Annotated in this window: 22 protein-coding genes; 10 read left to right on the top strand and 12 right to left on the bottom strand. The window is 35.3% G+C overall.

What is annotated here, in order from left to right; genetic code table 11:
• Positions 1–9: 9 nt before the first annotated feature.
• The 8 genes from HRU50_RS07185 to HRU50_RS07220 all read right to left on the bottom strand — a co-directional run bounded on the left by HRU50_RS07185 (position 10) and on the right by HRU50_RS07220 (position 7,185).
• Positions 10–339 (bottom strand): iron-sulfur cluster assembly accessory protein, encoded by a 330-nt coding sequence (locus HRU50_RS07185; protein ID WP_296349685.1) that lies wholly within the window; start codon positions 337–339, stop codon positions 10–12.
• 103 nt (positions 340–442) lie between these two features.
• Positions 443–688, bottom strand: coding sequence for a hypothetical protein (locus HRU50_RS07190; protein ID WP_296349687.1), 246 nt, complete (start codon positions 686–688; stop codon positions 443–445).
• Positions 689–972: 284 nt separating this feature from the next.
• Complete coding sequence (locus HRU50_RS07195) at positions 973–1,122, bottom strand: hypothetical protein (RefSeq protein ID WP_296349689.1); 150 nt, start codon at positions 1,120–1,122, stop codon at positions 973–975.
• A 118-nt stretch (positions 1,123–1,240) separates the two neighbouring features.
• Positions 1,241–2,287, bottom strand: coding sequence for a cytochrome c peroxidase (locus HRU50_RS07200; RefSeq protein ID WP_296349691.1), 1,047 nt, complete (start codon positions 2,285–2,287; stop codon positions 1,241–1,243).
• A 3-nt stretch (positions 2,288–2,290) separates the two neighbouring features.
• Positions 2,291–3,058 carry an MbnP family protein gene (locus HRU50_RS07205; RefSeq protein WP_296349692.1) on the bottom strand — a complete coding sequence of 256 codons (768 nt, stop codon included), beginning with the start codon at positions 3,056–3,058 and terminating at the stop codon, positions 2,291–2,293.
• A gap of 5 nt (positions 3,059–3,063) precedes the next feature.
• Entirely contained in the window at positions 3,064–4,419 is a 1,356-nt protein-coding gene (locus tag HRU50_RS07210) for a hypothetical protein (RefSeq protein WP_296349693.1), read from the bottom strand.
• A gap of 35 nt (positions 4,420–4,454) precedes the next feature.
• Positions 4,455–5,903, bottom strand: coding sequence for a choice-of-anchor B family protein (locus HRU50_RS07215; RefSeq protein ID WP_296349694.1), 1,449 nt, complete (start codon positions 5,901–5,903; stop codon positions 4,455–4,457).
• 43 nt (positions 5,904–5,946) lie between these two features.
• Positions 5,947–7,185: a choice-of-anchor B family protein gene (locus HRU50_RS07220; protein ID WP_296349696.1), complete on the bottom strand. Its 1,239-nt coding sequence runs from the start codon at positions 7,183–7,185 to the stop codon at positions 5,947–5,949.
• A 110-nt stretch (positions 7,186–7,295) separates the two neighbouring features.
• Here HRU50_RS07220 and thiL point away from each other — a divergent pair, with 110 nt between their 5' ends.
• Positions 7,296–8,348, top strand: a complete 1,053-nt coding sequence (gene thiL, locus HRU50_RS07225; protein ID WP_296349697.1) for a thiamine-phosphate kinase — start codon at positions 7,296–7,298, stop codon at positions 8,346–8,348.
• Here thiL and HRU50_RS07230 read toward each other — a convergent pair.
• Complete coding sequence (locus HRU50_RS07230; protein WP_296349699.1) at positions 8,332–8,562, bottom strand: hypothetical protein; 231 nt, start codon at positions 8,560–8,562, stop codon at positions 8,332–8,334. The two genes, thiL and HRU50_RS07230, sit on opposite strands and share 17 nt — an antisense overlap.
• Positions 8,563–8,974: 412 nt before the next feature.
• Positions 8,975–9,751 (bottom strand): alpha/beta hydrolase, encoded by a 777-nt coding sequence (locus HRU50_RS07240; RefSeq protein WP_296349703.1) that lies wholly within the window; start codon positions 9,749–9,751, stop codon positions 8,975–8,977.
• Between the two features lie 91 nt (positions 9,752–9,842).
• Between HRU50_RS07240 and HRU50_RS07245 the strand changes: the two genes are divergently transcribed.
• The 3 genes from HRU50_RS07245 to HRU50_RS07255 are packed head-to-tail and all read left to right on the top strand — an operon-like array spanning position 9,843 to position 13,374.
• Positions 9,843–11,396 (top strand): serine hydrolase, encoded by a 1,554-nt coding sequence (locus HRU50_RS07245; protein ID WP_296349705.1) that lies wholly within the window; start codon positions 9,843–9,845, stop codon positions 11,394–11,396.
• Positions 11,393–12,670 (top strand): branched-chain amino acid transport system II carrier protein, encoded by a 1,278-nt coding sequence (gene brnQ, locus HRU50_RS07250; protein ID WP_296349707.1) that lies wholly within the window; start codon positions 11,393–11,395, stop codon positions 12,668–12,670. The genes HRU50_RS07245 and brnQ overlap by 4 nt, the downstream gene beginning before the upstream one ends.
• Positions 12,670–13,374 (top strand): DNA adenine methylase, encoded by a 705-nt coding sequence (locus tag HRU50_RS07255; protein ID WP_296349710.1) that lies wholly within the window; start codon positions 12,670–12,672, stop codon positions 13,372–13,374. Before brnQ ends, HRU50_RS07255 begins: the two co-directional genes overlap by 1 nt.
• Before the next feature lie 116 nt (positions 13,375–13,490).
• On the opposite strand, the gene HRU50_RS07260 is transcribed toward HRU50_RS07255, so the two are convergent.
• Positions 13,491–14,144 (bottom strand): hypothetical protein, encoded by a 654-nt coding sequence (locus tag HRU50_RS07260; protein ID WP_296349712.1) that lies wholly within the window; start codon positions 14,142–14,144, stop codon positions 13,491–13,493.
• Positions 14,145–14,250: 106 nt separating this feature from the next.
• Here HRU50_RS07260 and HRU50_RS07265 point away from each other — a divergent pair, with 106 nt between their 5' ends.
• On the top strand, positions 14,251–15,579 hold the full coding sequence (locus HRU50_RS07265; RefSeq protein WP_296349713.1) for an aspartate kinase: 1,329 nt from the start codon (positions 14,251–14,253) through the stop codon (positions 15,577–15,579).
• 3 nt (positions 15,580–15,582) lie between these two features.
• Here the strand turns inward: HRU50_RS07265 and HRU50_RS07270 are convergent, their stop codons facing one another.
• Entirely contained in the window at positions 15,583–16,875 is a 1,293-nt protein-coding gene (locus tag HRU50_RS07270; protein ID WP_296349716.1) for an aminopeptidase P family protein, read from the bottom strand.
• Between the two features lie 456 nt (positions 16,876–17,331).
• Between HRU50_RS07270 and HRU50_RS07275 the strand changes: the two genes are divergently transcribed.
• The 5 genes from HRU50_RS07275 (at position 17,332) to HRU50_RS07295 (ending at position 25,032) form a co-directional block, all read left to right on the top strand.
• Positions 17,332–20,169, top strand: a complete 2,838-nt coding sequence (locus HRU50_RS07275; RefSeq protein ID WP_296349718.1) for a sialidase family protein — start codon at positions 17,332–17,334, stop codon at positions 20,167–20,169.
• Positions 20,170–20,212: 43 nt separating this feature from the next.
• The gene (locus HRU50_RS07280) at positions 20,213–21,448 is read left to right on the top strand and encodes an OmpA family protein (RefSeq protein WP_296349720.1); all 1,236 of its coding nucleotides are present in this window, start codon (positions 20,213–20,215) and stop codon (positions 21,446–21,448) included.
• Positions 21,449–21,577: 129 nt separating this feature from the next.
• The gene (locus HRU50_RS07285; RefSeq protein ID WP_296349722.1) at positions 21,578–22,264 is read left to right on the top strand and encodes a succinate dehydrogenase cytochrome b subunit; all 687 of its coding nucleotides are present in this window, start codon (positions 21,578–21,580) and stop codon (positions 22,262–22,264) included.
• A gap of 12 nt (positions 22,265–22,276) precedes the next feature.
• On the top strand, positions 22,277–24,277 hold the full coding sequence (locus HRU50_RS07290; protein ID WP_296349724.1) for a fumarate reductase/succinate dehydrogenase flavoprotein subunit: 2,001 nt from the start codon (positions 22,277–22,279) through the stop codon (positions 24,275–24,277).
• A gap of 11 nt (positions 24,278–24,288) precedes the next feature.
• The gene (locus HRU50_RS07295) at positions 24,289–25,032 is read left to right on the top strand and encodes a succinate dehydrogenase/fumarate reductase iron-sulfur subunit (RefSeq protein ID WP_296350163.1); all 744 of its coding nucleotides are present in this window, start codon (positions 24,289–24,291) and stop codon (positions 25,030–25,032) included.
• Positions 25,033–25,164 lie beyond the last annotated feature (132 nt).

Raw genomic sequence — 25,164 nt, forward strand, 5'->3', positions numbered from 1 at the left:
GGCTTTCTCTTAAAGTGAAAATGATTCTCCGCAACCGCAAGTACGATTGGCATTTGGGTTATTAAAAACAAAACCAGTGCCGTTAAGACCACCAGAATATTCTAATGTAGTACCAATGAGATATAGAAAACTCTTTTTGTCAACAATGATTTTTACACCATTATCTTCAAATACTTTATCGTTTTCTAATTGTTCTTTATCAAACTTCAGATCGTATGAAAGCCCAGAGCAACCACCACTCTTAACACCAACTCTAACATAGTCAGTGCTAGGATTATAGCCGTCGTCATTCATAAGTTCAATGACCTTCGTTTTTGCTTGTTCAGAAACCTTAATCATATTTAATTAGATTATTTCTAAATAGAACTGCAAATATACGACTTAACTGAATTCTAACCACGTTTGCTAACATTATATTAGCATATGTCTAAATAGAATTTATTTATTGCCTGTGAAGTCTTTGTAATTTATAAGATTTAAGCTTTAAATGATAAAGCTTTTGGATTAAGAATTGAATGTCGTCACTAAAAACACTAGTGTCTACGTGTTCTTTCCCTACCTTATTGCTGTAAGCAATATTTCGAGGGTTAATTTTCAATTCAGAATCGTTGTTCATATGCGATATGGACTTTTCAATGTTATGACCAAAAATGGTGCAGGGCAAAGTTATTTTTGCATTGTAAATCATAGTAAGTAAAATTTAGGGCATTGTTAATTTACAAAATTGAAATAGAAACTTAAGATTATAACCTAAATTATTCGATGAAACGCACACTCAACATATGTTAAATAAACATACATCAATTTTGAGATTCCAAAGTTGTGTGGGTGATGTAAATGAAAACAATTTGAGTTATAAAATGTTGTTCACTAATGATTTATTGAGAAACAACAATCATCTAAAGAGTATGACCAAAAGTTCACAGCTCAACACTGTAATTAAGGCAATATTAATTATGTAGGTAATTAAATCTAAGATTGTCCTTTTTCCATGTTTTTAGCAGCACTTAAGTCTTTGCTACTTTTTTTAGATTGAGAGGATTTTTTCTTTTCAGATAAAGATTTGATGTAAAGACGTCCATAGAAGGAGTTCGATAACGCATAAAGGGTATTGCTATCCATGTTAATAAATTTAGAGGCAAAACGAATGTACAAAATCATCTAAATTTATAGGTCAAAGTGCATTATCTTTCGATGAAATGCACAAAAAAGAGCAACTTTATTGACATATGTCAATTTTTTAGTTATTACTTTCGACGAATGACGGATCTGATAAGGTGAGTAGAAAAGCTTTTAAATCTGCTTTTTCTTGATCTGTCAATTGAACACCACCTTGATTAATTTGTTTCATTAGTGGGTCAATGGTTGGCGAATTCTGAAGTCCTTCGCTATAATGATTTATAACTTGGTCTAGAGTTGTAAAACGACCATCGTGCATGTACGGTGCCGTGTAAACTAGGTTTCTTAAGGAAGGAGTTCTAAACTTTCCATTATCGTTAGGATCACCAGTTACTGCGCCTAAACCTAAATCGGTGAAGGTGGCATCTAAACCATTATTATGGAAGTCGTTATTGGTCCATAACGGATTATTTGGGTTGCCATGACAATGAAAGCAATCTCCTTTATCTTCTCTAAGAAAGATGTCTAAACCATTTAACTCTTGCGCTGTTAAGGTTTCTATCCCAAGTGAGTATCTGTCAAATTTAGAGTTCGCAGATATTAGAGTTCGTTCAAACTGAGCAATTGCCTTGGTCGTTAATTCTTTAGTAATTGTAGAGGTGTTAAATGCAAGATCAAATAATTGAGGATATTCTTGATGTGTCTGCAATCGTTCAATGACATCATTCCAATTACTATGCATTTCTAAAGGGTTCTGAACTGGTTCTTCAGCTTGTCTTTCTAAACTCAATTCTTTACCGTCCCAGGTAAAACGTTCATTATAGTTCCAAGCTAAATTGAATAATGGCATCGAGTTTCTTGTACCGGCAATGCCATTAACTCCTGCACTTGTCGCAAAATTATCTGTAAACGCACTTTGGGGAGAATGGCAACTTGCACAAGATTGTGAGCCGTCGGCTGATAAAATGGTGTCGAAGAAAAGTTTTTTCCCTAGTCCAACACCTTCAACAGTTTGAGGATTATCATTAGGAATTATGGGCGCGATAATATTTTCTGAAAATATTTGAGGAATCTCTAACGGCATTGGAGTTGGTTCATAACCATTTTGGTCATCACTTGAACAACTCAAAAATAGTAGAACGGCAGCCAATAAAATTCCTTTATTCATATTCTATTGAAAGATTTCATCTATGCTAAATACACTTTCAACATTTTGTTGCATCATTTTTTGAGCATCATAATTTGGCATCAAAGGAGTGTCATAGATATTTAAGTCCCAAGCGTTAGGGTTTTTGAATAATTCAGCAATATTCATTTCAATCTTAATGGTTGCATTGCCAGACAACACCATATCTTCTGTAAATTCAATTTCAACAAAATTTTGCTCAAAAACATTGGGATTGGTGCTAACGCGAGCTGTACCGTTATGAAAATTATAGGGACTTGGTGTTGTATCAATATTGTACATACCATCTAACTGTAAAAAATGATAACCACCACCCAACATATCTGGCCAGTTCCAAGAAGCGCTATTAAGATCTGGATAAGCACCGGTTATATTATCTGCTTCATTGAAACCCCAAATAAATTTTAAAGTATACGTTCCTGACGGTATGATAAAGTTGTTGGTAGAAAAATTATAGGAAGTGATATCTGATAGGTCAGTAAACTTATAACCGTTAAAACCGTAAATGTCTCCATTACTATTCAACAACTGAAATCTAGACAATAAATATCTTAATCTAGACATTGACATGGTTTCCCCATTTTCATTTGTTACTGTTGTTGTTGTAAGATTGGTGTTATCAATAACGGTTCCATCCCAAGTATGGATAAACTCAAAGTCCACGGTTATATTTCGTAAGGTACCGCCATTGGTATTCTCACTTTCGCATGTAAATAGGATAAAAGATATTGCTAATAAGATTAATCTTTTCATAAGTATTATTCAATTTTGATCATTAATAAGTCAGTAAAACCCTTGTTACTTAAGATATCACCATCATTGCTTACAGTATCACCAACAGCGACAATGGTTTGGTTGTTTAATTCTGCGACACTATACGCAAAATCGATGTTAGAGCCACCTATGGTGGTTTCCCACGCTAGGTTTCCATTATCATCAACCTTTAGAACCCAAGCGTCGTTTTGACCTTTGTTTTCGCTTACATCTATATCATTACTTCTAGAGCTTCCTGCCAAAATAAAACCATCGTTTTGTGATCGTGTAATTGCTCTAGCAACATCAAAACTGGATCCGCCAATGGATTTTTCCCAAATCAAATCACCCAGGGTATTAATCTTTATCAACCATAAATCTGCGGCACCGTTATTCGCACCAACGTTGGTATTATCGCTTCTAGTATCCCCAACAATTATATAATTATTATTGCTAGTTTTTACTATTCCTCTTGCTTCATCTATTTGGTCACCGCCATAAGATTTCTCCCACATTAAATCACCATTAGATGAGATTTTTATCACCCAGAAGTCGTAAGTACCAAGATTATTAGAGATATTAGTGTCCGTACTGTCTGAACTACCTGCGATGATAAAGTCTCCGTTTTCAGTTTCAACGACTCCATTTGGTGTGTCAGTAAAATTCCCACCAAAGTATTGACTCCAATCTAGGTTACCAGAATTATCAAGTTTAATAATCCAATAATCTCCACCAGCGTGCTTACTTCTAATGTTTGAATTATTGTAAGTTCTCGATGTATTACCGGCACCGCCAGATGCTGTTACATCTAAAATACCGGATATGACATAGCCTTGATCCATGGTTTGAATTACCGAAATTCCGCTGTCATTTCCCATAAAACCGTAGGACTTTTGCCATGATATGTTGCCATTAGCATTTAGTTTTAATAACCAATAATCTCGTAGCCCTGAATTACTTGTTATATCTCCATCAGAACTTGTGGTGTATCCTATTACTGCATAGCCACCATCATCTGTTTGAATAATTGATCGCCCTCTATCATCTCCTGAACCACCAAAGGTTTTTTGCCATTGAATGCTGTCGTTAACATCGAATTTAAGCACCCAAAAGTCAAAACTCTCATCTTGCTTATCTAAAATATCGCCATCATTACTTTGAGTATAACCCAATATGGCATAGCCACCATCGTTTGTTGCTACCACTGATTGCCCACTATCATTATTGCTGCCACCAAATGTGTTTACACTACTAACTTCACCTGTTATTACAATTGTGTTTGAATTAGTATCATCACTAGAACAGCTAATTAAAACAGCTAGTTGAAAAGCAAGCAGTATATGTAATGCAATTTTTTTCATGTGAAGTAATCAGTGATGAATTTTGGTTTTGTAAATCAGTGAATAATTAACTTTTTGCTCAAGGAATCATTTATTTTGATGATATATAATCCAGAATTAAGCATTGCAGTTGATAACCTGTAACTGTTCGTCTCTATGTTCGATTCTGAAAACACCATTTGTCCTAGATTATTATAAACACTTACTGCTTTTATTGAAATATTCTCTGGACTCTCTAGCGTTGTAAAGCTGTGTGCTGGGTTAGGTGACATTGAAATATTAGAATCGGTTAGTACGTCACCTGTTGAAAGTGTCTGGTTCTTTTTTAATACAAAGAGTCCTCTGTCAATATCACTTACTACAATATTGCCACTCGCAAAATATGGATAAATACTCCAAGCACCATTAAAAGCAGTATTATCATTATCTGGATATGTATCAAAAAAGCCTATCTCTGAAATTGAATTAGATGGTGTTTGAATATTAGAGATATCTAGTAATCGGAATCCAGCACGATAACTAGCCAAGTAAAATTCATTACCAAGTACATAGCCGTTATGATCTATGGCAACTGAAGGGCCAAAGTAAGTTGACGATTCTACAGGATTATCTAAATCTGCAAAATCAAAGACTAATGTTCTTGTGTTTATTCCAAAATTTATCTCATCTGTTTCGTCACCAAAAATAAAGTAACGTTGATCATCAGTAAACCAACCCTGATGGGTATAGCCAATTTGCGGGTAGATGATATCACTAATTTTAACCACGTTGTTCTTGTCTGTGACATCTAAAATGACAACTTTGTTTTCGTTACACCCAATAAGAATTTCTTTTCCCACATGCTCTGTATCAGGTCCGTTATATGTGATTACTTGAGCATCATGCGTATAACCTTCAGCTGAATAACCACCTGCATCAGTAGGGTTTGTAGGATTAGAAATATCAACAAAATGCACTCCGCCACTAAATGTATTACAACCTACCAAGTAGGCATATCCTTCACTTTCATTAATAACAATATTATGACAACTACCAACGCTAGAGTATAAGGTGTCTTCATTGAATGTTACAGGTGGATTAGAGACATTCCTTAAACGGGTTAAATCAAATACCTGCATACCATGAGACCCTAAATTATCGGCAACAATAAAAGCATGGTTGTTATATACCTTAACGTCTCTCCAAAAACTTGTGCTTGTTTCTGTATCTATGCGACCAAGAAAAGTAGGGTTTATTGGGTCTGTAATATCCACAAAAGCGGTGCTGTTGGTCATGGCGACAATTGCGTATTCGTTTCCAGTTAAAGGATCTGTCCAACCCCAAGAGTCACTACTTTCAGGATTTCCTAAGTTGTTTGCTAAAGTAGACACCGGAATATGAGATAGAAGATCAATATTGTTACATGGGTAAATTCCTGCAAAGCCATTAACACAATCAGTTTGACTATGAATGTTGAAAGTAAATGAAATAAAACATAGTAAGAAAAAGGGCATTTTACGTATCATAATAAGTTGTTGGTGGTTCACAAGTTGAACAAATTTACGATTTTTAGAGGTTATTTCTTCTAACAATAAACAAGCCGCCATCAATATCGCTAATTACAATATTACCACTTGAAAAATAAGGATATACATTCCAAGCGCCATTAAAAGCTGTGTTGTTATTTGGGGTATAAGTGTCAAAATAACCAACTTCGGTCATAGACTGGTTGTTAATGTTAGAAATGTCTACAGCTCTCAAACCTGCAGTATAATTAGCAATGTATAAGATGTCATTAACTGTATACACATTATGATCAATTGCTGCGGTTGGTCCAAGATATTCCATGTGTATTGTTGGATTGTCTAAGTCAGATAAATCAAAAATTAAGGTTCTTGAATTGACACCAAAGTTTATTTCATCGAGTTCATCGCCAACCAAAAAGTATCTAAAATCATCGGTGAACCAACCCTGATGTGTATAGCCAATGTTACTATAGTTAATTGTTGAAATTTGTATAGGGTTATTTTTATTTGACACATCTACAATGACGACTTCATTTTCATTACTTCCTATTAATATTTCCTTACCAACATGTTCTGTATCTGGTCCATTATATGTAACAACTTGCGCATCATGAGAATATGAATCGTTTCCATAGCCACCTGCTGCAACAGGTGAAGTTGGGTTTTGTATATTAACAAAATGTGGTCCGCCATTAAACGTCGTAGAGCCTACAGCATATGCAAATCCGCTATCTTCATTTATAACGATATTATGTGCGCGACCAAAACCGGTATATAGTGCATCGGCATCAAAGATTACAGGTGGATTAGTAACATTTCTTAATCTTGTTAAATCAAAAACTTGCATACCATGCCCATCTGCTTCGCTCACTACAAAAGCGTGGTTATTGTATGTTTTAACATCTCTCCAAATACTATTAATTGTTGCTGTTGGTAGTGTGCCGAGAAGTATTGGTAAAGATGCGTTTGACATGTCTACAAAAGCTGTTCCGGTACTTGTGCCAACAAGTGCATATTCCTTACCGTCTAAAGGGTCCGTCCAACCCCAAGAATCATTACCTACGGCACCAGAGCCGCCAAGATCTGAAATAGGAATATAACTCATTAAGTCAAATCCATTGCAAGGATGGCCATTTGCAAAACCACCAACACAAGGAAATTGAGCCTCATTTGAAGGATTGCCATTGTTGGTTGCATCATCATTTGAGCAACCGCTTGTGACGATCATCATTATAATGAAGAGAATCATAAAACTTGAAGGAGATTGATGCTTTAGTTTCATAACTTTTTTTTAGCAATTTACTTTAAATTTTGCACTTAGCTTTCTTGTTTGGCCGTAATTAACAGCGTCATTCTGATGGATTTTCAAAAAAAGGATAATACTTTTGCATCATGATAGAAGATAAGAACCCAAAGCGAACACCTTTAAGCGAGTTAGGTGAATTTAAATTAATTGAGCATTTAACCAATCATTTTAAAATTAGCCATAAGTCAACAGTAAAGGGAATTGGCGATGATGCTGCTGTATTAAATTATGCTAAAAAGCAGGTAGTGCTATCAACAGATTTACTTGTTGAAGGAGTGCATTTTGATTTGAGCTATGTGCCTCTTAAGCATTTAGGGTACAAAGCTGTTATGGTGAATCTATCTGATGTGTACGCCATGAATGCGATGGCCACACAAATTACGGTATCTATTGCAGTTTCTAATCGCTTTCCTCTTGAAGCTTTAGAAGAATTATATGCAGGCATTTCAACTGCAGCAGATTTATATAATGTTGACGTTATTGGTGGTGATACGACATCTTCAACCTCAGGACTTATTATATCTATAACAGCGCTCGGTGAAGTAGATGAAGATGATGAAGTATTACGATCAGGAGCGAAGCCTAATGATTTGGTAGTTGTTTCAGGAGATATTGGCGGCGCCTACATGGGTTTACAAATTTTAGAACGTGAAAAAGAGGTTTTTAAAGTTAACCCAAATAACCAGCCTGATTTGTCAATGTATACTTATATAGTTGAGCGTCAGTTAAAACCAGAAGCACGAAAAGATATTGTAGAATTACTGAAAAAGTTAGAGGTGAAACCTACGAGTATGATTGATATTAGTGACGGTTTATCTTCTGAAGTTATGCATTTATGCAAACAAAGTAATGTTGGTGTTGATATTTATGAAAACAAAATTCCACTCGATCCACAAGTGATTTCAACATGCGAAGAGTTTAATATTGATAGTACAACTGTAGCTCTAAACGGTGGAGAAGACTATGAATTGTTAATGACCATCTCTCAAGAAGATTATGATAAAATTAAAGGCAACCCTAATTTAACCGTCATAGGTTATGTAACAGAATCAGAAAGAGGAATGCATTTAGTGACTAGAGCAGAAGAAAAAATTCCAATTATTGCAAAGGGCTGGAATGCGCTTAAGGATTTACCATAAATAGCCTACGGCCGCGTTCTAAACGTTTTTCATGAACGTTATTTAGAACTCTATTTATTTCTTTTAGTTTTGCAGTTAAAGGCACAAATTCGCCATTAGCATCAATGGTCATTTCTTCGCCGCAGCGCTTACATTTATATTCTTTAATATGATAGGTGATTTCCTTTGATACTTTGAAATCGTGTCCGATAAGCGAGCAAACAACGTTTTTCATTTTGCCAGTTAGTTTTCTTAGGGATTAATTATAAGGGATTGAAATATAAGAAAACCTTCTGTTCATAACCTGTTAATAACTAACAAATCGATGAAGTGACAGATTTCTGCTTTAAACGCATTATTTTATGAGCATATAATCGCTCTAGAGCAGAATTGATATCACGATATTTTGGCGTTAGATCAACGAGTTGTCCGTTGCTATTAGTGGTGACTTGTTTTCCACAACAAGTACACGTGTACTCTTTAACGTGGTTCGTAACTTTTCTGGTCACTTCGTAGTTGTGGCCAAAGAAATCACAATATAATTTTGATGCGCCCATTTGTAGGTTAAGTTTATGGTAGATTTGGGGGAATCTTGTTGATGCTGATATAAAGCTAATAAAATTGAGAAGTAAAAACGCTAAATAGCTTTATTTTTCGCTAAAACGCAATAATATGTAAGATAATTCGTTATAATTTTCAACATGACTCATATGACCTTCAGATAAAGTTTCAATTACTATAGAAGTATTTAGAATCTGAGAGGTTGTTTTTTTGATATCAATCAAAGTATCTTTTTTCCCTAAAATCATTAATTTTTTTCCAGAGATATTATTAAATATTTCAAGTCTGTTGTCACGTTTCATCATTCCTTCTTGAGCCGCGATATAACCTTGTACCGGAGTTTTTCTAGCTATCTCGAGTGCTTTATTATATTTAATAGGAAACCTTTTCTTACTCCGAGGAGCGAACAGATTGGCAAAAGACATTCTTACCAAATTGTCATATTGATTCTGAGCCATAATAATAGCGCGCTTTCTCAGAGATTTTCGCTCTTCACTATCAGCTTCAAAGGTAGAATTCATTAAACACAAACCTTCAAAAAGTTCTGGTTGAGAGTCTGCCAAAGCCAGTGCTACATAACCTCCCATTGAATGTCCTATAAATTTGGCTTTTTTTATGTTGAGATATTTCAAAACAAATAAAACAGCGTCAGCCATGGCTTCCATAGTATGAATGTATCCGATACTGTCTGTTTTTCCATGACCAAGTAAGTCAATTGCAATGATCTGATGCGTTTCGGACAATTCAGTAGTAAGTTCATCCCACATTTCTAATGTTTCTAAAAAGCCGTGAAGTAAGACTATCGCAGAACCTTCACCTGCAGTTGTATATGATATTTTACTGTTTTTATATTCTAATAGCATAGTGCAAAGATAGATTATGACAGCAATAGTGCCGCTTTACATCATCAACATTTTAGTATATTTGGAAGCATTCAAGTAAAAATTAAACCTTATGTATCTAAAACGAATTATTGCTTTAATAGTTTTTTCAAGCTCCTTATTATTACCAGCACAAATCAAGTCAAAAGACATAGACAAACTTGTTGAAGAGACACTAACAACCTTTGATGTTCCTGGTATATCTGTTGGGGTTTTAAAAGATGGCGAATTAGTGTACGCCAAAGGTCATGGAGTACGTTCGTTATCGACTCAAAAAACTATGAATGAAGAAACACTAGTTGGTGTCGCTTCAAACAGTAAAGGATTTACTTGTTTTGCACTTGCCATGATGGTAGATGAAGGTAAATTAAATTGGGATGACCCAGTAAGAAAACACATCCCAGAGTTTCAATTACATGATCCTTGGGTTACAGCACATTTTACAGTTAGAGATTTAGTAACACACCGAAGCGGCATGGGTTTAGGTGCTGGTGATTTAATGTTTTTTCCTGAAGGCAATGATTTCACAGTTGAAGATATTATTAATAACGTTAGGTATCTAGAACCTGAAACATCTTTTAGGAGTAAGTTTGCTTACAATAATAACATGTTCATTATTGCTGGCGAAGTTCTTAAGCGTGTGAGTGGATTGTCTTGGGAGGAATTTATTGAAACAAAGATCATGAAGCCTGTCGGCATGAAAAATAGCAAAGCTTCATACAATAGAGTCACTGATAAAAGTAACATTATTGAAGCACATACTAGAGCAGATGGAAAAGTGATTCAAATACCTCATGATTGGAGTGAAACGGCTAATGCGGCTGGTGGTATAGTCAGTAATGTGCCAGACATGTTAACCTGGGCAAAATTTTTAATGAATGATGCGGTAACAGAAAGTGGTGAACGTTTACTTGATGCTAAATTATTTCACGAATTATGGCAACTGCAAACGCCATTGAGTGTTAGACCCAATGATTCTTACAATTCCAACTTTAGAGGTTACGGATTGGGTTGGTTTGTTACAGATGTTAAAGGTGGATATAAACAAGTCTATCATACAGGTGGATTAATTGGTACAGTAACGCAGTTTACCATGATTCCAGATTTAGACTTAGCCATTGTGGTACTGACCAATCAGATGAATGGTTCTGCCTTTACCACTATCACAAACACCATTAAAGATAGCTATTTAGGTTATGAAGATAGACATTGGTTATCGCGACTTGGAAAAGGTAATGCAGATTACTTAAAGTACAACGATAGTATTAAAGCTGAGGTATTTGCTCAAGTTGAGAAAATGAAAACGAATGCAAACTTGCCAAAACCTGAGCAGATCAAAGGAACATACATAGATGACTGGTTTGGCGATATTGTTATTTCTCATGATGGGTCAGGTTATAAAATTAAGTGTGAAAGATCATCAAGATTATTTGGGGAGTTATTACCTTACAATGCGACAACTTATGTTGCTAAATGGAATGATCGTAGTTATGATGCCGATGTCTTTGTGCAATTTACATTTAATGAAAAAGGTATCGCGCAATCTGCTACAATGAAATACATTGCTCCAATCACAGATTTCAGTTTCGACTTTCATGATTTAGAACTTAAAAGAACTTCAAATTGATAAAGACCAAGGAAATTTGGATGAGTGGCCTTGCGCTATTCTCAATGTTCTTTGGAGCAGGAAATTTAATCTTGCCGCCTTTACTAGGACTAAAAGCTCAAGATGATTGGTTTATTGTAGTACTAGGCTTTGCGATTACAGCAGTTGTTATACCTATAATGGCGATATATGCGCATGCAAGGTTACAGGGAACATTATATGATTTTGGAAAAAAAGTATCACCAAAATTTAGCGTGCTTTATTGTTTGTTAATCTATATCATTGCCATTGCACTTCCTGCACCTCGAACTGCATCAGTAACCCACGAAATGGCTATTGCACCATTTTTTGAGAGCTCTACACTTTTAACTAGCACTGTTTATTTTGGCTTAGTGTTACTTTTTGTTTTAAACCGATCTCGAGTACTTAGTATTCTAGGAAAATTTTTGACACCATTTATTGTTTGTATTCTGTTGCTTATTATAGTATTAGGTTTAGCTTCTGAGACTGCAGCACTTCAAAACGGTACATTTAAAGCACCTTTAGTCGAAGGTATTTTAGAAGGCTACCAAACATTTGATGCTATTGGCGGAGTTGTTGTTGGTGCTGTGTTAATTGTATCATTAAAAATAAGAGGTTATCACACTTTTGAAGCTAAGAAAAGTCTCATTATAAAATCTGGAATTATCGCTGGTGTTGGATTGATCATAATTTATGCCGGATTAATTCTATTGGGTGCTGTATTTAGTCATCAATTTGAAGCAGATATTGATAGAACCGTTTTACTTTCAGGCTTAAGTGAAAAGACTTTAGGCCATATCGGATCAACCTTTTTAAGTGTTTTAGTAGCCTTGGCATGTTTTACGACAGCTGTAGGTATTGTTACTGGCACTGCTGATTACTTTAAAGGCTTGTTTAAAGAATCACAATTGGCCTATATAATAACAGCAATAATAGGATGCATAATAGGTGTTATTGTTGGTAGTTTTAATGTTGAATTTATTATTGAACTTGCGGTACCAGCTTTAATGTTTATTTATCCAATAACCATCGTACTTATTATTTTAAATGTGCTACCAAAACAATATAATACACCATTGATTTTTAGGTCTGTTGTTGTCGTAACAGCAATTTTCAGTATTCCCGATTTTTTAAGTGTTTTGGGTTATGCAGCGCATATAGAATTTCTTACTGAAAGCATTCCTCTAGCATCGCATAGTTTAGGTTGGGTTTTACCAGCTATTATTACTTTTGTCATCGCTATTATTTTTCAATCTAAACAAAATGTGGCCTGATGAAATACATGGGAAGCAAGGCACGTTTTGCCAAAGATTTACTACCAATTATTCTGAAGGACAGAACAGCTAATCAAACTTATATTGAACCTTTTGCTGGCGGCATGAATATGATTGATAAGGTTGATGGTATCCGTATAGCAAATGATCAGCATGAAGAATTGATGGCGATGTGGCAGGCTTTGATTTATGATAAATGGGATCCTCCACAATCAGTTTCTGAAGAAGCATACAAGGATATCAAATACAATCAAGACAAATATCCAAAGTATTTGGTAGGTTATGTAGGCTTTAATTCGTTTGGTGGTAAATGGTTTGCAGGGTACAGAAGAGATAAAGAAGGCAAGCGTGATTATTGGGGAGAACACTACCGCAATATTACCAAACAAGTTCCTAAACTAGATGGTGTTTTATTGTCTTGTAAATCTTACAACGAATTAGAAATTCCTGAAAATAGTATTGTGTATTGCGATCCTCCTTATGCATCAACAACAAAATATCGTGACGCATTTGATCATGACCAGTTTTGGGAATGGTGTAGACAACAAAGCAAAGCAGGACACCGAGTTTTTATAAGTGAATACAATGCACCAGACGACTTTGAATGTATTTGGGAAAAAGGTGCAAAAACAACCTTCTCTTGGCATGCTGAAAATTTAGCACCTAAAGAAAGTGTAGAGCGTTTGTTTGTTTTTAAAGTTTGACACTTTGTCCGTCACTTCGAGTGAATTTAAAAGATGACGTCTTTTAAATTAGTATCGAGAAGTTAAATGGTTCTCGATACAATTTTTGTCGCCAAAAATTACGCGAACAGACGATTTTATCCGTTATTCAAACTTTTAATAGCGGAAAATGCCTGATCTACCAAATGATTTTCAACCAAAACCGTAAACTCATTAGTTGTTGAAATCACTTCGTATAGTGATATGCCTTCCCAAGCAAAACGCTTAAAAATCTGATAATACAAGCCAGAAATCTTAGAGTTATTTTCTGGCAGACGAATACTTATAGCAGATAAATTATCTTGAGAACCAATCATGTTTTCGTCTTTAAAACAGTCTAAAACTTTTTGTTGTTCAGAAGTTGAAACCACAATATTACTTTCATAAATACCTCTAGAAAACCCATAAAAAGCTCTTGGATTAAAGTTCTCTAAAACTTTAGCATGACTTTCAATCAGGGTGTTGGAGTTCTGAAAGGTGTAATCCACTAAATTAGAACGTACTGTGATATCACCAAGCGATTTTAATACCGATTTTAATTGATGCGATTGACGTAAGTGTGTTGGTGGATTATAGCGACGTAATGCCATCATAATAGCTCCGGTCTTCACAGGTTTACGCAACATATCACTAATTGGCTTTTGAAGCTCTTCGGATAATGCCGAAAAGTTAATGATGTTTCTAAAAAGCGCTTCTTCTAAAAAGGGTTGTTTTATCAGTATTTCTTCAACACAAGAGGCAATAGTCTTCATAGCTTATGTTATATAATTAACAATATGTGCAAAAATAAACTAATTCTTTGATTTTTTATTGATTAGAATCCATGTAAAATAATTTTGCTTTCAAAATAGATGATATATGAATGTTTTAAAGTTTGGTGGTACATCAGTAGGTTCTGTGGTAAACATGAACCATGTAAAGGAGATTATTTCAGATGGAGATAGAAAAATAGTGGTGTTATCTGCCATGTCTGGTACGACGAATGCCTTAATTGATATTTCTGAAACCTTAAAAACAGGTCGTACAAGCGATGCAGTGCATCACATAAAAACGCTAAGAAACACCTATGTTGAACGCGTAAATGATTTGCTACGAGATGAACATTTGCGAGCTGAGGTTGTTGATTATGTTCAAAATGTATTTAATGGTTTAGTGGAGCACATACGGCAACCGTATTCACAACAAACGCATAACAATATTGTAGCTTGTGGTGAGCTCTTATCCACCTATATGTTTAGTCGGTTTTTGCAACAAGAAGGTATTAATGCAGAATTATTACCAGCATTAGAATTTATGCGCATCGATGTCACTAAAGAACCCGATAACTTCTACATTAAACAAAATCTAGAAAGTCTCATTAATACGTTACCAGAAGCTGACATATATATTACACAAGGTTTTATTTGTTTGGATTCTATTGGAAATATAACAAATTTACAACGTGGTGGATCTGACTATACCGCAACCATTATTGGTGCGGCAATAGAAGCTGAAGAAGTCCAAATCTGGACAGACATCGACGGATTTCATAATAACGATCCACGTTTTGTAAATGAAACCACAGCACTATCGTATTTATCGTATGATGAAGCTGCTGAGTTGGCTTATTTTGGTGCTAAGATTTTACATCCGCAAACGGTAATGCCTGTTAGGCAATTAGACATTCCATTACGATTAAATAATACCATGCAGCCCGATGCTCATGGGACTTTAATTACTAATCAAATTCATGGAGATGGTATTAAAGCGATTGCGGCTAAAGATGGTATTACAGCAATTAAAATTAAGTCAGTAAGAATGTTATTGGCACATGGTTTTCTTAAAAAAGTATTTGAAGTTTTTGAACGCTACGAAACGCCAATTGATATGATTACAACTTCCGAAATTGCTGTGTCTTTAACCATAGACGACACTACAAATCTTGAAGCCATTACCAACGAGCTGTGGCAATTTGCAACCGTTGAGATTGATAACGACATGAGTATTATTTGCTTGGTTGGTAACCAAATTATGCATCACCAAGATACTCCACAATTATTCCAGGTATTAAAAGATGTTAATGTACGTATGATTGCTTATGGTGGTAGCAATAATAATATTTCACTTCTTGTAAATACTAGCGATAAACTAGACAGTTTACAAAAATTGCAGCATTATGTTTTTGAGGGAGAAGTTGAGTTTGTTTAGAATTTAAGAATTCATCAACTCTTCAATCTCTTCAACTTCAATAGGAATATTGCGCATCAGGTTAAAAGGTTCACCAGAAGCTTGTACAACCACATCGTCTTCTAGTCTAATACCAAAACCTTCATCCGGGATATAAATACCAGGTTCTATGGTAAAGACCATATTAGCTTGCATAGGTTCGTGTAGTAATCCATAATCGTGTGTGTCTAATCCCATATGATGAGACGTACCATGCATAAAGTACTTTTTGTAAGCTGGCCAATCTGGGTTTTCGTTTTGTACATCGGCTTTGTCAATAAGTCCTAAACCGAGTAATTCAGATGTCATAAGTTTACCAACTTCAACATGATATTCTGCCCAAAGTGTGCCTGGTACTAATAGTTTTGTGACTTCATTTTTAACGCGTAATACGGCATTATACACTGCTTTTTGTCTATCGGTAAATTTCCCAGAAACCGGAATGGTACGCGTCATATCACTAGAATAGTTGGCATATTCTGCACCAACGTCCATTAAAATTAAATCACCAGCTTTACATTGCTGATTGTTTTCTATATAGTGTAAGACATTAGCATTATTACCAGAAGCTACAATTGGTGTGTAAGCAAAGCCTTTAGAACGGTTATTTAAAAACTCGTGCATGTATTCTGCTTCAATATTGTATTCCCAAACACCAGGTTTTACAAATCCTAGGACACGTTTAAAGCCTTTTTCGGTAATATCGCAGGCCTTTTGTATGAGGTCAAGTTCTATTTGGTCTTTTACAGAACGTAAGCGTTGTAAAATAGGATTACTTTTTGCTACAGAATGTGCAGGGTACTTTTGTAATAACCATTTGGTAAAACGTGCTTCGCGCGTTTCAGTTTCAACATTGGCTCTGTAATGTTCATTGGTATTGATGTAAACCGTATCGGCTAAAGCCATCATTTCTGCCATGACTTTTTCTAAGTCTTGCAACCAATACACGGTTTTGATGCCGCTAGTTTCAAAAGCTTTGTCTTTGGTGAGTTTTTCGCCTTCCCAAATGGCAATATGTTCATTGGTTTCTCTTAAAAAAAGAACTTCTCTTAAATGTGTTTTCGGACAGTCTGGAAATAATACTAAGACACTTTCTTCTTGGTCTACACCACTTAAATAGAAAATATCTCTATGCTGTTCAAAAGGTAAGGTACTATCTGCACTTACCGGATAAATATCGTTTGAATTAAACACCGCTAAGCTGTTTGCTTGCATGGCTGCCGCAAAGTTTTTACGGTTTTTTATAAAGAGATTATGGTCTATTAAGTCGTATTTCATTTGGTAGTTATTTATTGTTTTAATTTGGTCAAATGTTATGCTTCATTTAAGTTATTCGAATCCAAGACACTTAAAGTTTTTAGCATTTCATTTTAGAAAATGTATTTATTATTTAGATAATACTTTAACGTCAGTTCGAGTGGTTTTCTTGAATTGCGATTTCCGTGAAATTCAAGGAAATTGTATCGAGAATAGGTATAGTCTCAAAATTTCTATTCTCGATAAAAATTTTTGAAAAGTCAAAATTTCACTCGAATTGACGAAATTTTAGAGGTTCACATTCACAGACTTTAAAAGCCTAAACTTGACTATAAAGCATCTTTTTTCAAAAATAAACAATCCAATCGTCAGTCAAAACATTGAATGGTAAAATCTGTTAAACTTTGCCATGAGATTTTGATGCGTTTTTGATAATGGTTAATTTACCATGACTTAAAACTAACCAACATGTCTTATATGAAATTTCTATCGGTTGTACTTGGCTTAAGTACACTAATTTCTTTTGCACAACAACCCGCAACGCCATCTGAAACTATAAAAAATGCTTTGAAAGAAAAGCGCGAAATGATGCAAACCTCCTTGGTGAAAAATGTACCATTCGAAAATATTGGTCCAACCATTATGAGTGGTCGTGTAGTTGATTTAGATGTTAATCCAGAAATGCCATCAGAGTTTTATGTAGGATACGCTTCTGGAGGTGTTTGGCACACAACCAACAATGGGACAACATTTACACCAATTTTAGACAGTTCAGACACCCAAAATGTAGGAGACATTGCTGTGCATTGGCCAACAAGAACGATTTATGTTGGTACTGGTGAGAATAATGCCTCAAGATCTTCTTATGCAGGTATAGGCATCCTAAAATCGACCGATAATGGTAAAAATTGGGAAAATGTTGGGCTTTTGGACGCCCATCACTTTGCACCGATTTTAATTCACCCAGATAATCCAGATGTGGTGACTGTAGGCGTTACAGGTCATTTGTATTCGCCTAATAATGAGCGTGGAGTGTATAAAACAACTGATGGAGGCAAAACATGGAAGCAAACCTTATTTGTAGATGATATGAGTGGTATCATTGATTTGCAGTGCAGTCCAAGTAATTATAATGTAATGTATGCCACCTCTTGGACTAAAGACAGAAAAGCATGGAATTTTACTGGAAACGGTAGCAATTCTGCCATTTATAAAAGTACAGATGCCGGCGAGACATGGGAAAAAGTATCTACTGAAAAAAGCGGTTTTCCAACCGGCGAAGGAGTTGGTAGAATTGGCATCACAGTGTTTAATGATAATGTAGTGTATGCGATACACGACAATCAGTTTAGGCGTCCTCAAGAAAAGAACAAAACATCTGATGGAAATGATGGTTTGTCAAAAGAGGATTTTAAGAGTATGTCAAAAACTGAATTCTTGGCATTGACAGATAAAAGCCTCAACAGATTTTTAAGATCAAATGGGTTTCCTAGAACATATACGGCATCTCATGTAAAAGAGATGATTAGCAACGATAAGGCAAAGTCAATTGATTTAGCGAAATACCTAGAAGATGCAAATTCTATGCTATTTGATACGCCAGTAATTGGTGCTGAGGTCTATAAAAGTACCAATGGAGGGAAAACATGGAAGAAAACTCACGATGAGTATTTGGATGGTGTGTATTTTAGTTACGGTTATTACTTTGGACATATTCATGTGTCACCAGTTGATGATAATGACATTTATATTTATGGTGTTCCGATATTAAAATCTAAAGATGGAGGAAAGAGCTTTACTTCAATCAGTGCAGAAAATGTACATGCCGATCATCATGCGTTATGGATAAATCCTAAAGATCCTAATCATTTGGTAAATGGAAATGATGGTGGAGTCAATATTACTTATGATGATGGTGAACATTGGATAAAGAACAATTCACCTTCAGTTGGTCAATTTTATGCTATAAATGTAGATTATGAACAACCATATAATGTGTATGGTGGACTTCAGGATAACGGAGTTTGGAAAGGAGCGCACAACGCTCGTGAAGACAAAGGTTGGCATCAACGCGGTCAATACCCATGGGAAATGATAATGGGTGGCGATGGAATGCAAATTCAAATTGATAATAGAAATTCTAATATTGTGTATACTGGTTTTCAATTCGGAACGTATTACAGACTCAACCTCGAAACTCAAGACCAGAAATACATTCAGCCAAAACATACGCTAGGTGAAACACCTTACAGATTCAATTGGCAAACCCCAATTTTACTGTCTTCCCACAATCAAGATATTTTGTATTTAGGAGGTAATAAACTTATGCGTTCCATGAATCAAGGTGATGATTGGGAAGCCATTAGTGATGATTTGACTAATGGTGGTAAAAAAGGAAATGTCGCCTATGGTACACTAACTTCCATTAGTGAAAGTCCCTTTCAATTTGGGTTAATCTATACAGGTAGTGATGATGGCTTAGTACAAGTAACGCAAAATGGAGGAAGCAATTGGAATAACCTTTCAGGATTACCAAAAGACTTATGGGTAAGTAGAGTTGTGGCTTCACAGCATAAAAAAGAACGTGTTTATGTCACTTTAAACGGCTACAGATGGGATGATTTTAGTGTCTATGTCTACATGAGTGAAGATTATGGAACTACATGGAAGAGTATTGGACAAGGCATACCGGCATCACCTGTTAATGTCATTAAAGAAGATGCAACCAATGAAAAGGTATTGTATGTAGGTACAGATAATGGAGCATATGTGTCTTTTGATATGGGAGCAAGTTGGGAAGCGTTTTCTAACGGATTGCCAAATGTTGCAGTTCATGATATTGTGCTGCAAACAGAAGCTAATGATGTATTGCTGGGTACACATGGTAGAAGTATTTATAAAACGAATGTTACGCCATTACAATACGACAGTGACGAATTAAAATCGCAACCTATTACAATCTTTGATATAAAGCCTATTAAGTATTCTAGCCGATGGGGAAGTTCTTGGAGCAAGTGGTTAGATGCCTATGAACCTCAGAAAACTATTCAATTCTACAGTAATGCATCTGGTGAAAAGACCATTACGATTGTATCTCAATCTGGTGCCGAACTAAACCGTATAAAAGTGATAACTGACAAAGGGTTTAACTATGTAGATTATGACCTAACAATTACCGAAAAAGGCAGAAAGGCATTAATGAAAGAAAACGACGATTTGGTGATTAAAAAGGCAAGTAATGGTAAATATTATTTACCAAAAGGTAATTATTCAGTGAAAATAGAAAGTTTTGAAACTCAAATGTTTGTGGAATAATTAATATATTGTAATTAGCAACAGAAATGTAATACAATCACGTATGAAAAAAGTAATTATTCTTGTTTTTCTAGTAAGCTCTCAACTAGGATTAACTCAAGAAAAAAGTAAAACCTACGATGAATGGATTTTTAAGGCTGGTGTTAATGTTGTAGATAGTCGTGGCGCAAGAGAAGCAATTAACGGTATTCCTTTTGTTAACGAAAATGCTTTTGGGTCATTGCCACTCACTTTTGGAATTGAAAAGAGAATAAATAGAATTTTTGGTGTAAATGCGACAAGTAGTGTAAATAATTGGGAACCGTTTGAAGGTGTCATTGATGGAATTACAGTTGAAGAGCGTCAGCAATATTTTGCTTTTGATGTTAATGGTAAAGTGTATTTTAATGAACTCTTGAATTTTGGTGAAGGATTGTCTTATCTTGATTTTTATGGTAATGCTGGTGCAGGTTATTTTGAGATAAGCGAAGGTACTTTTACCTTAAACTATGGCGCAGGTGTTTCTGTTTGGTTGTCAGACCGATTTGGTCTTGATTTTAATGCTACCGTCAAGAATATATTAGGAGACATTCAGAGTCAATATGAATCTTCACACTTTTTATACTCCTTTGGTGTTCTGATTGATTTAGGGTTGAAAAAAACTAAAAAGGAAAGTAACAAAAGTGAGGGAATCGCAACAATAATTAAAGATTCAGATTCGGATGGTGTGCCAGACGATAAGGATTATTGTCCGAGAACTTCTGGTTTACCTTCTAATTTTGGTTGCCCCTTGATAGATTCAGATAGTGATGGTGTTATAGATAGTGCTGATCATTGCCCTCAAATAAAAGGAGATCCGTCAAATAATGGTTGTCCAATAGCTACAGCAGTTAATTCAGAAACTGAAAAGACTGAGACAGATAGAGATGGTACTGATACGGATACTCAGCGTAAAGATGTAGAGTTAATAGCAAGCAAAATTAAATTTGAATCGGGTAATTATAACTTTAAACAAGACACATATATACACTTACAAGAACTTGTAAAGATTTTGGCCAAAGAACCAGCTGAAACAAGGTTTAAGATTGTGGGACACACGGATAGTGCAGGGAGTTATGAGGCTAACAGAAGATTGTCGTACATGCGAGCTAGTGCAGTTAGAAATTATCTAGCTGATAGCGGAATTTCAAAAGATCGAATTGATATTGAGGGTCTTGGCGAGTCAAATCCTATAGATGATAATTTAACCACTGAAGGAAGAGCAAGAAACAGACGTGTGGAGGTGCTTATCCTCAAATAAACCTTTAGAATTTTCAAGATTAGGTAGTTTAATTATAACCATTCTAAATAAACATTTATGACATTAGTCAGTTGTTAAACCGCGCATTCTACTGTATTTTTGCTCGACTAACATAACTATTTATCAATAATGAGCGGAATTTTAAATTCTTCAATTGGTAGAAAGTTTGCCATGGCACTTTCGGCACTCTTTCTAATGGTTTTTCTTGTAATGCACGTTTCCATTAATTTCACATCTGTATTCAGTGAAGAACTTTTTAATGATTTATCCCATTTTATGGGGACAAATCCACTTGTTCAAGGTTTAATGCAACCTATTTTAATTGTAGGTGTCATTTTCCATTTTGTTATGGGATTTGTTTTAGAAGCAAAAAACAAAGCATCACGTGGTGTAAAATATGCTAGTAACTCTGCCAAAGATAATTCTACATGGATGTCAAGAAATATGCTGTTAACAGGTATTGTAGTCTTGGCATTTTTATTTTTACACATGTACGATTTTTGGGTTCATGAGATGACTGTAAAGTATATTGAAGGCGATATGAGTGGTCTTAAAGATCCTAATATTGCTGAATCCGGATTTAGATATTACGAAGAATTAAGAGCAAAATTTGTAGACCCATGGCGTGTGGTCTTTTATTCAGTTTGTTTTGTGTTGTTAGCCTTACATTTACTTCATGGTTTTAATTCATCTTTCCAATCAATTGGAGCGAACAATAAGTATGTAAAAGGTCTTAAAGGATTTAGTAAAGTATATTCTATTGGTATACCTGCGCTTTTCATTTTTATTGCAGTTTATCATCACTTTACACATTAAAAAAAAATTACTATGTCAATATTAGATTCTAAAATACCAGAAGGCCCTTTAGCGGATAAATGGACAAAGCATAAAAACGATATTAACCTAGTTAATCCAGCCAACAAGCGACTTATAGACGTGATTATTGTTGGTACAGGTTTAGCAGGTGGTTCTGCAGCAGCAACACTTGCCGAGTTAGGATACAATGTAAAAGCATTTTGTTTTCAAGATTCTCCAAGACGTGCGCACTCTATTGCTGCACAAGGAGGAATTAATGCAGCAAAAAATTACCAAGGAGATGGTGATTCTACATACAGATTGTTTTATGATACTGTAAAAGGTGGTGATTACCGTTCTAGAGAAGCAAACGTTTATCGTCTTGCTGAAGTTTCTACAAATATTATAGACCAGTGCGTGGCGCAAGGTGTTCCTTTCGCTAGAGAATACGGTGGATTATTAGACAACCGTTCTTTTGGCGGTGTTTTAGTGTCAAGAACGTTCTACGCAAAAGGTCAAACAGGTCAGCAATTGTTACTTGGTGCTTACGCAGCGATGAATAGACAAATTGGTCGTGGAAAAATAAAAATGTATACACGTCATGAAATGTTAGATGTTGTAATTGTAGATGGTAAAGCCAGAGGAATTATAGCTCGAAACTTAGTGACAGGTGAAATAGAAAGACATTCTGCTCACGCTGTTGTTTTAGGAACAGGTGGATACGGAAATGCATTTTATCTTTCAACTTATGCCATGGGAAGTAATGTAACAGCAGCATGGAAAGCTCACAAACGTGGTGCCTTCTTTGCAAATCCTTGTTACACTCAAATTCACCCAACATGTATACCGGTTTCTGGAGATCATCAGTCAAAATTAACATTGATGTCTGAATCTTTAAGAAATGATGGTCGTATTTGGGTACCTAAGCACAAAAAAGATGTTGAAGCCATTAGAAACGGAAGTTTAAAGCCTACAGATTTGGCAGAAGAAGATAGAGACTATTATTTAGAACGTCGTTATCCTGCCTTTGGTAACTTAGTACCACGTGATGTTGCATCTAGAGCGGCTAAAGAGCGCTGCGATGCAGGATATGGTGTTAATCAAACAGGAGAGGCAGTATATTTAGATTTTGCTTCAGCGATTGAAAGATATGGTAAGGAGCAAGCCTACATTAAAGGTCTTGATGTAGATGACAAGAAAGTAGTTACAGATCTAGGTAAGAAGGTTGTAGAGAATAAGTACGGAAACTTATTCCAGATGTACGAAAAAATCGTAGATCAAAACCCTTATGAAACACCAATGATGATTTACCCTGCAGTACATTACACTATGGGTGGATTATGGGTAGACTATAATCTGATGACTACTGTTCCTGGTTTATATGCTATTGGTGAAGCAAATTTCTCAGATCATGGTGCTAATCGTCTTGGTGCTTCTGCATTGATGCAAGGACTAGCAGATGGTTATTTTGTGTTACCATATACAATTGGTGATTACTTGTCTCATGACATTAGAACAGGACCAATTTCTACTGAGACAGCTGAGTTTGAAGAGGCTGAGAAAAATGTAAGAGATAACATTAATAAGCTAATAAATAATCAAGGGACAAAATCGGTAGATCACTTCCATAAGCGTTTAGGTAAAATCATGTGGAATAAATGTGGTATGGCGAGGAATGAAAAGGAGCTTAAAGAAGCAATAGATGAAATAGCAGCTTTAAGAGAAGAGTTCTATAAAGATGTTTTTGTTCCAGGAACAGAAAATGAATACAATGAAGAATTGGCTAAAGCAGGTCGCGTAGCAGACTTCCTAGAATTAGGTGAGTTATTTGCTAAAGACGCCTTAGAGCGTAATGAATCTGCTGGTGGTCACTTTAGAGAAGAGTATCAAACCGAAGGCGGAGAAGCCTTACGTGTTAAAGAATACCAATATGTATCAGCATGGGAGTATAAAGGACAGCCAAGTGAGGCCGTTCATCATAAAGAACCATTAGAGTACAACAATATTGAAGTGAAAGAGAGAAGTTACAAATAAAAAAAGCTATGATGAATTTAACGTTAAAAATATGGCGTCAAAAAGATGCTAATGATAAGGGTCAAATTGTTGATTATCCTATAAGCAATATTTCACCTGACATGTCTTTTCTTGAGATGTTAGATGTGTTGAATCAAGAGTTAATTGAAAAAGGTGAGCAACCTGTAGCTTTTGATCATGATTGTAGAGAAGGTATATGCGGAACATGTTCATTGTATATTAACGGTAGAGCTCATGGACCTCAAACCAAAATTACAGCTTGTCAATTACACATGAGAAGTTTCAAAGATGGTGATACCATATATATAGAACCTTGGAGAGCAAAGGCATTTCCTGTGATTAAAGATTTAATTGTTGATAGAACAGCTTTTGATAGAATTCAGCAAGCTGGTGGATTTATTTCTGTAAATACCTCTGGTAATACACAAGATGCAAATGCTATTCCAATTGAAAAGGAAAATGCGGATAAGGCATTTGATGCAGCTACCTGTATAGGATGTGGTGCATGTGTAGCAACCTGTAAAAACTCTTCTGCTATGTTGTTTGTGTCTGCAAAAGTATCGCAGTTTGCATTGCTACCACAAGGACAGGTAGAGGCAACTGACCGTGTACTAAATATGGTGAAGCAAATGGACGAAGAAGGTTTTGGGAACTGTACAAATACTGGTGCTTGTGAGGTAGAATGTCCAAAAGGTATTTCTTTAGAAAATATTGCTAGAATGAATAGAGAGCATATAAAGGCGACTCTAGTTTAAAATATAAATATATAAAAGAAGGAAAAAGGGCCTGGATAAAATATTATTCAGGCTTTTTTATGCCTATGAGTGAAAGTTAAAATCGTTATATACTAATTTATATTTTACATAAAAATTCAACTCGATATAAAC

The organism is Winogradskyella sp., from assembly GCF_013213835.1.
In the GTDB taxonomy this organism is placed as follows: domain Bacteria; phylum Bacteroidota; class Bacteroidia; order Flavobacteriales; family Flavobacteriaceae; genus Winogradskyella.

Excerpts from the sequence above, each read along its gene's own strand:
- HRU50_RS07270 (WP_296349716.1), bottom strand. The coding sequence starts at position 16,875 with ATGAAATACGACTTAATAGACCATAATCTCTTTATAAAAAACCGTAAA.
- HRU50_RS07295 (WP_296350163.1), top strand. The coding sequence starts at position 24,289 with ATGAATTTAACGTTAAAAATATGGCGTCAAAAAGATGCTAATGATAAG.
- HRU50_RS07255 (WP_296349710.1), top strand. The coding sequence starts at position 12,670 with ATGAAATACATGGGAAGCAAGGCACGTTTTGCCAAAGATTTACTACCA.
- HRU50_RS07285 (WP_296349722.1), top strand. The coding sequence starts at position 21,578 with ATGAGCGGAATTTTAAATTCTTCAATTGGTAGAAAGTTTGCCATGGCA.
- HRU50_RS07195 (WP_296349689.1), bottom strand. The coding sequence starts at position 1,122 with ATGGATAGCAATACCCTTTATGCGTTATCGAACTCCTTCTATGGACGT.
- HRU50_RS07260 (WP_296349712.1), bottom strand. The coding sequence starts at position 14,144 with ATGAAGACTATTGCCTCTTGTGTTGAAGAAATACTGATAAAACAACCC.
- HRU50_RS07210 (WP_296349693.1), bottom strand. The coding sequence starts at position 4,419 with ATGAAAAAAATTGCATTACATATACTGCTTGCTTTTCAACTAGCTGTT.
- HRU50_RS07265 (WP_296349713.1), top strand. The coding sequence starts at position 14,251 with ATGAATGTTTTAAAGTTTGGTGGTACATCAGTAGGTTCTGTGGTAAAC.
- HRU50_RS07215 (WP_296349694.1), bottom strand. The coding sequence starts at position 5,903 with ATGATACGTAAAATGCCCTTTTTCTTACTATGTTTTATTTCATTTACT.
- HRU50_RS07200 (WP_296349691.1), bottom strand. The coding sequence starts at position 2,287 with ATGAATAAAGGAATTTTATTGGCTGCCGTTCTACTATTTTTGAGTTGT.
- HRU50_RS07275 (WP_296349718.1), top strand. The coding sequence starts at position 17,332 with ATGAAATTTCTATCGGTTGTACTTGGCTTAAGTACACTAATTTCTTTT.
- thiL (WP_296349697.1), top strand. The coding sequence starts at position 7,296 with ATGATAGAAGATAAGAACCCAAAGCGAACACCTTTAAGCGAGTTAGGT.
- HRU50_RS07190 (WP_296349687.1), bottom strand. The coding sequence starts at position 688 with ATGATTTACAATGCAAAAATAACTTTGCCCTGCACCATTTTTGGTCAT.
- HRU50_RS07185 (WP_296349685.1), bottom strand. The coding sequence starts at position 339 with ATGATTAAGGTTTCTGAACAAGCAAAAACGAAGGTCATTGAACTTATG.
- HRU50_RS07290 (WP_296349724.1), top strand. The coding sequence starts at position 22,277 with ATGTCAATATTAGATTCTAAAATACCAGAAGGCCCTTTAGCGGATAAA.
- HRU50_RS07280 (WP_296349720.1), top strand. The coding sequence starts at position 20,213 with ATGAAAAAAGTAATTATTCTTGTTTTTCTAGTAAGCTCTCAACTAGGA.
- HRU50_RS07220 (WP_296349696.1), bottom strand. The coding sequence starts at position 7,185 with ATGAAACTAAAGCATCAATCTCCTTCAAGTTTTATGATTCTCTTCATT.
- HRU50_RS07245 (WP_296349705.1), top strand. The coding sequence starts at position 9,843 with ATGTATCTAAAACGAATTATTGCTTTAATAGTTTTTTCAAGCTCCTTA.
- HRU50_RS07240 (WP_296349703.1), bottom strand. The coding sequence starts at position 9,751 with ATGCTATTAGAATATAAAAACAGTAAAATATCATATACAACTGCAGGT.
- HRU50_RS07205 (WP_296349692.1), bottom strand. The coding sequence starts at position 3,058 with ATGAAAAGATTAATCTTATTAGCAATATCTTTTATCCTATTTACATGC.
- HRU50_RS07230 (WP_296349699.1), bottom strand. The coding sequence starts at position 8,562 with ATGAAAAACGTTGTTTGCTCGCTTATCGGACACGATTTCAAAGTATCA.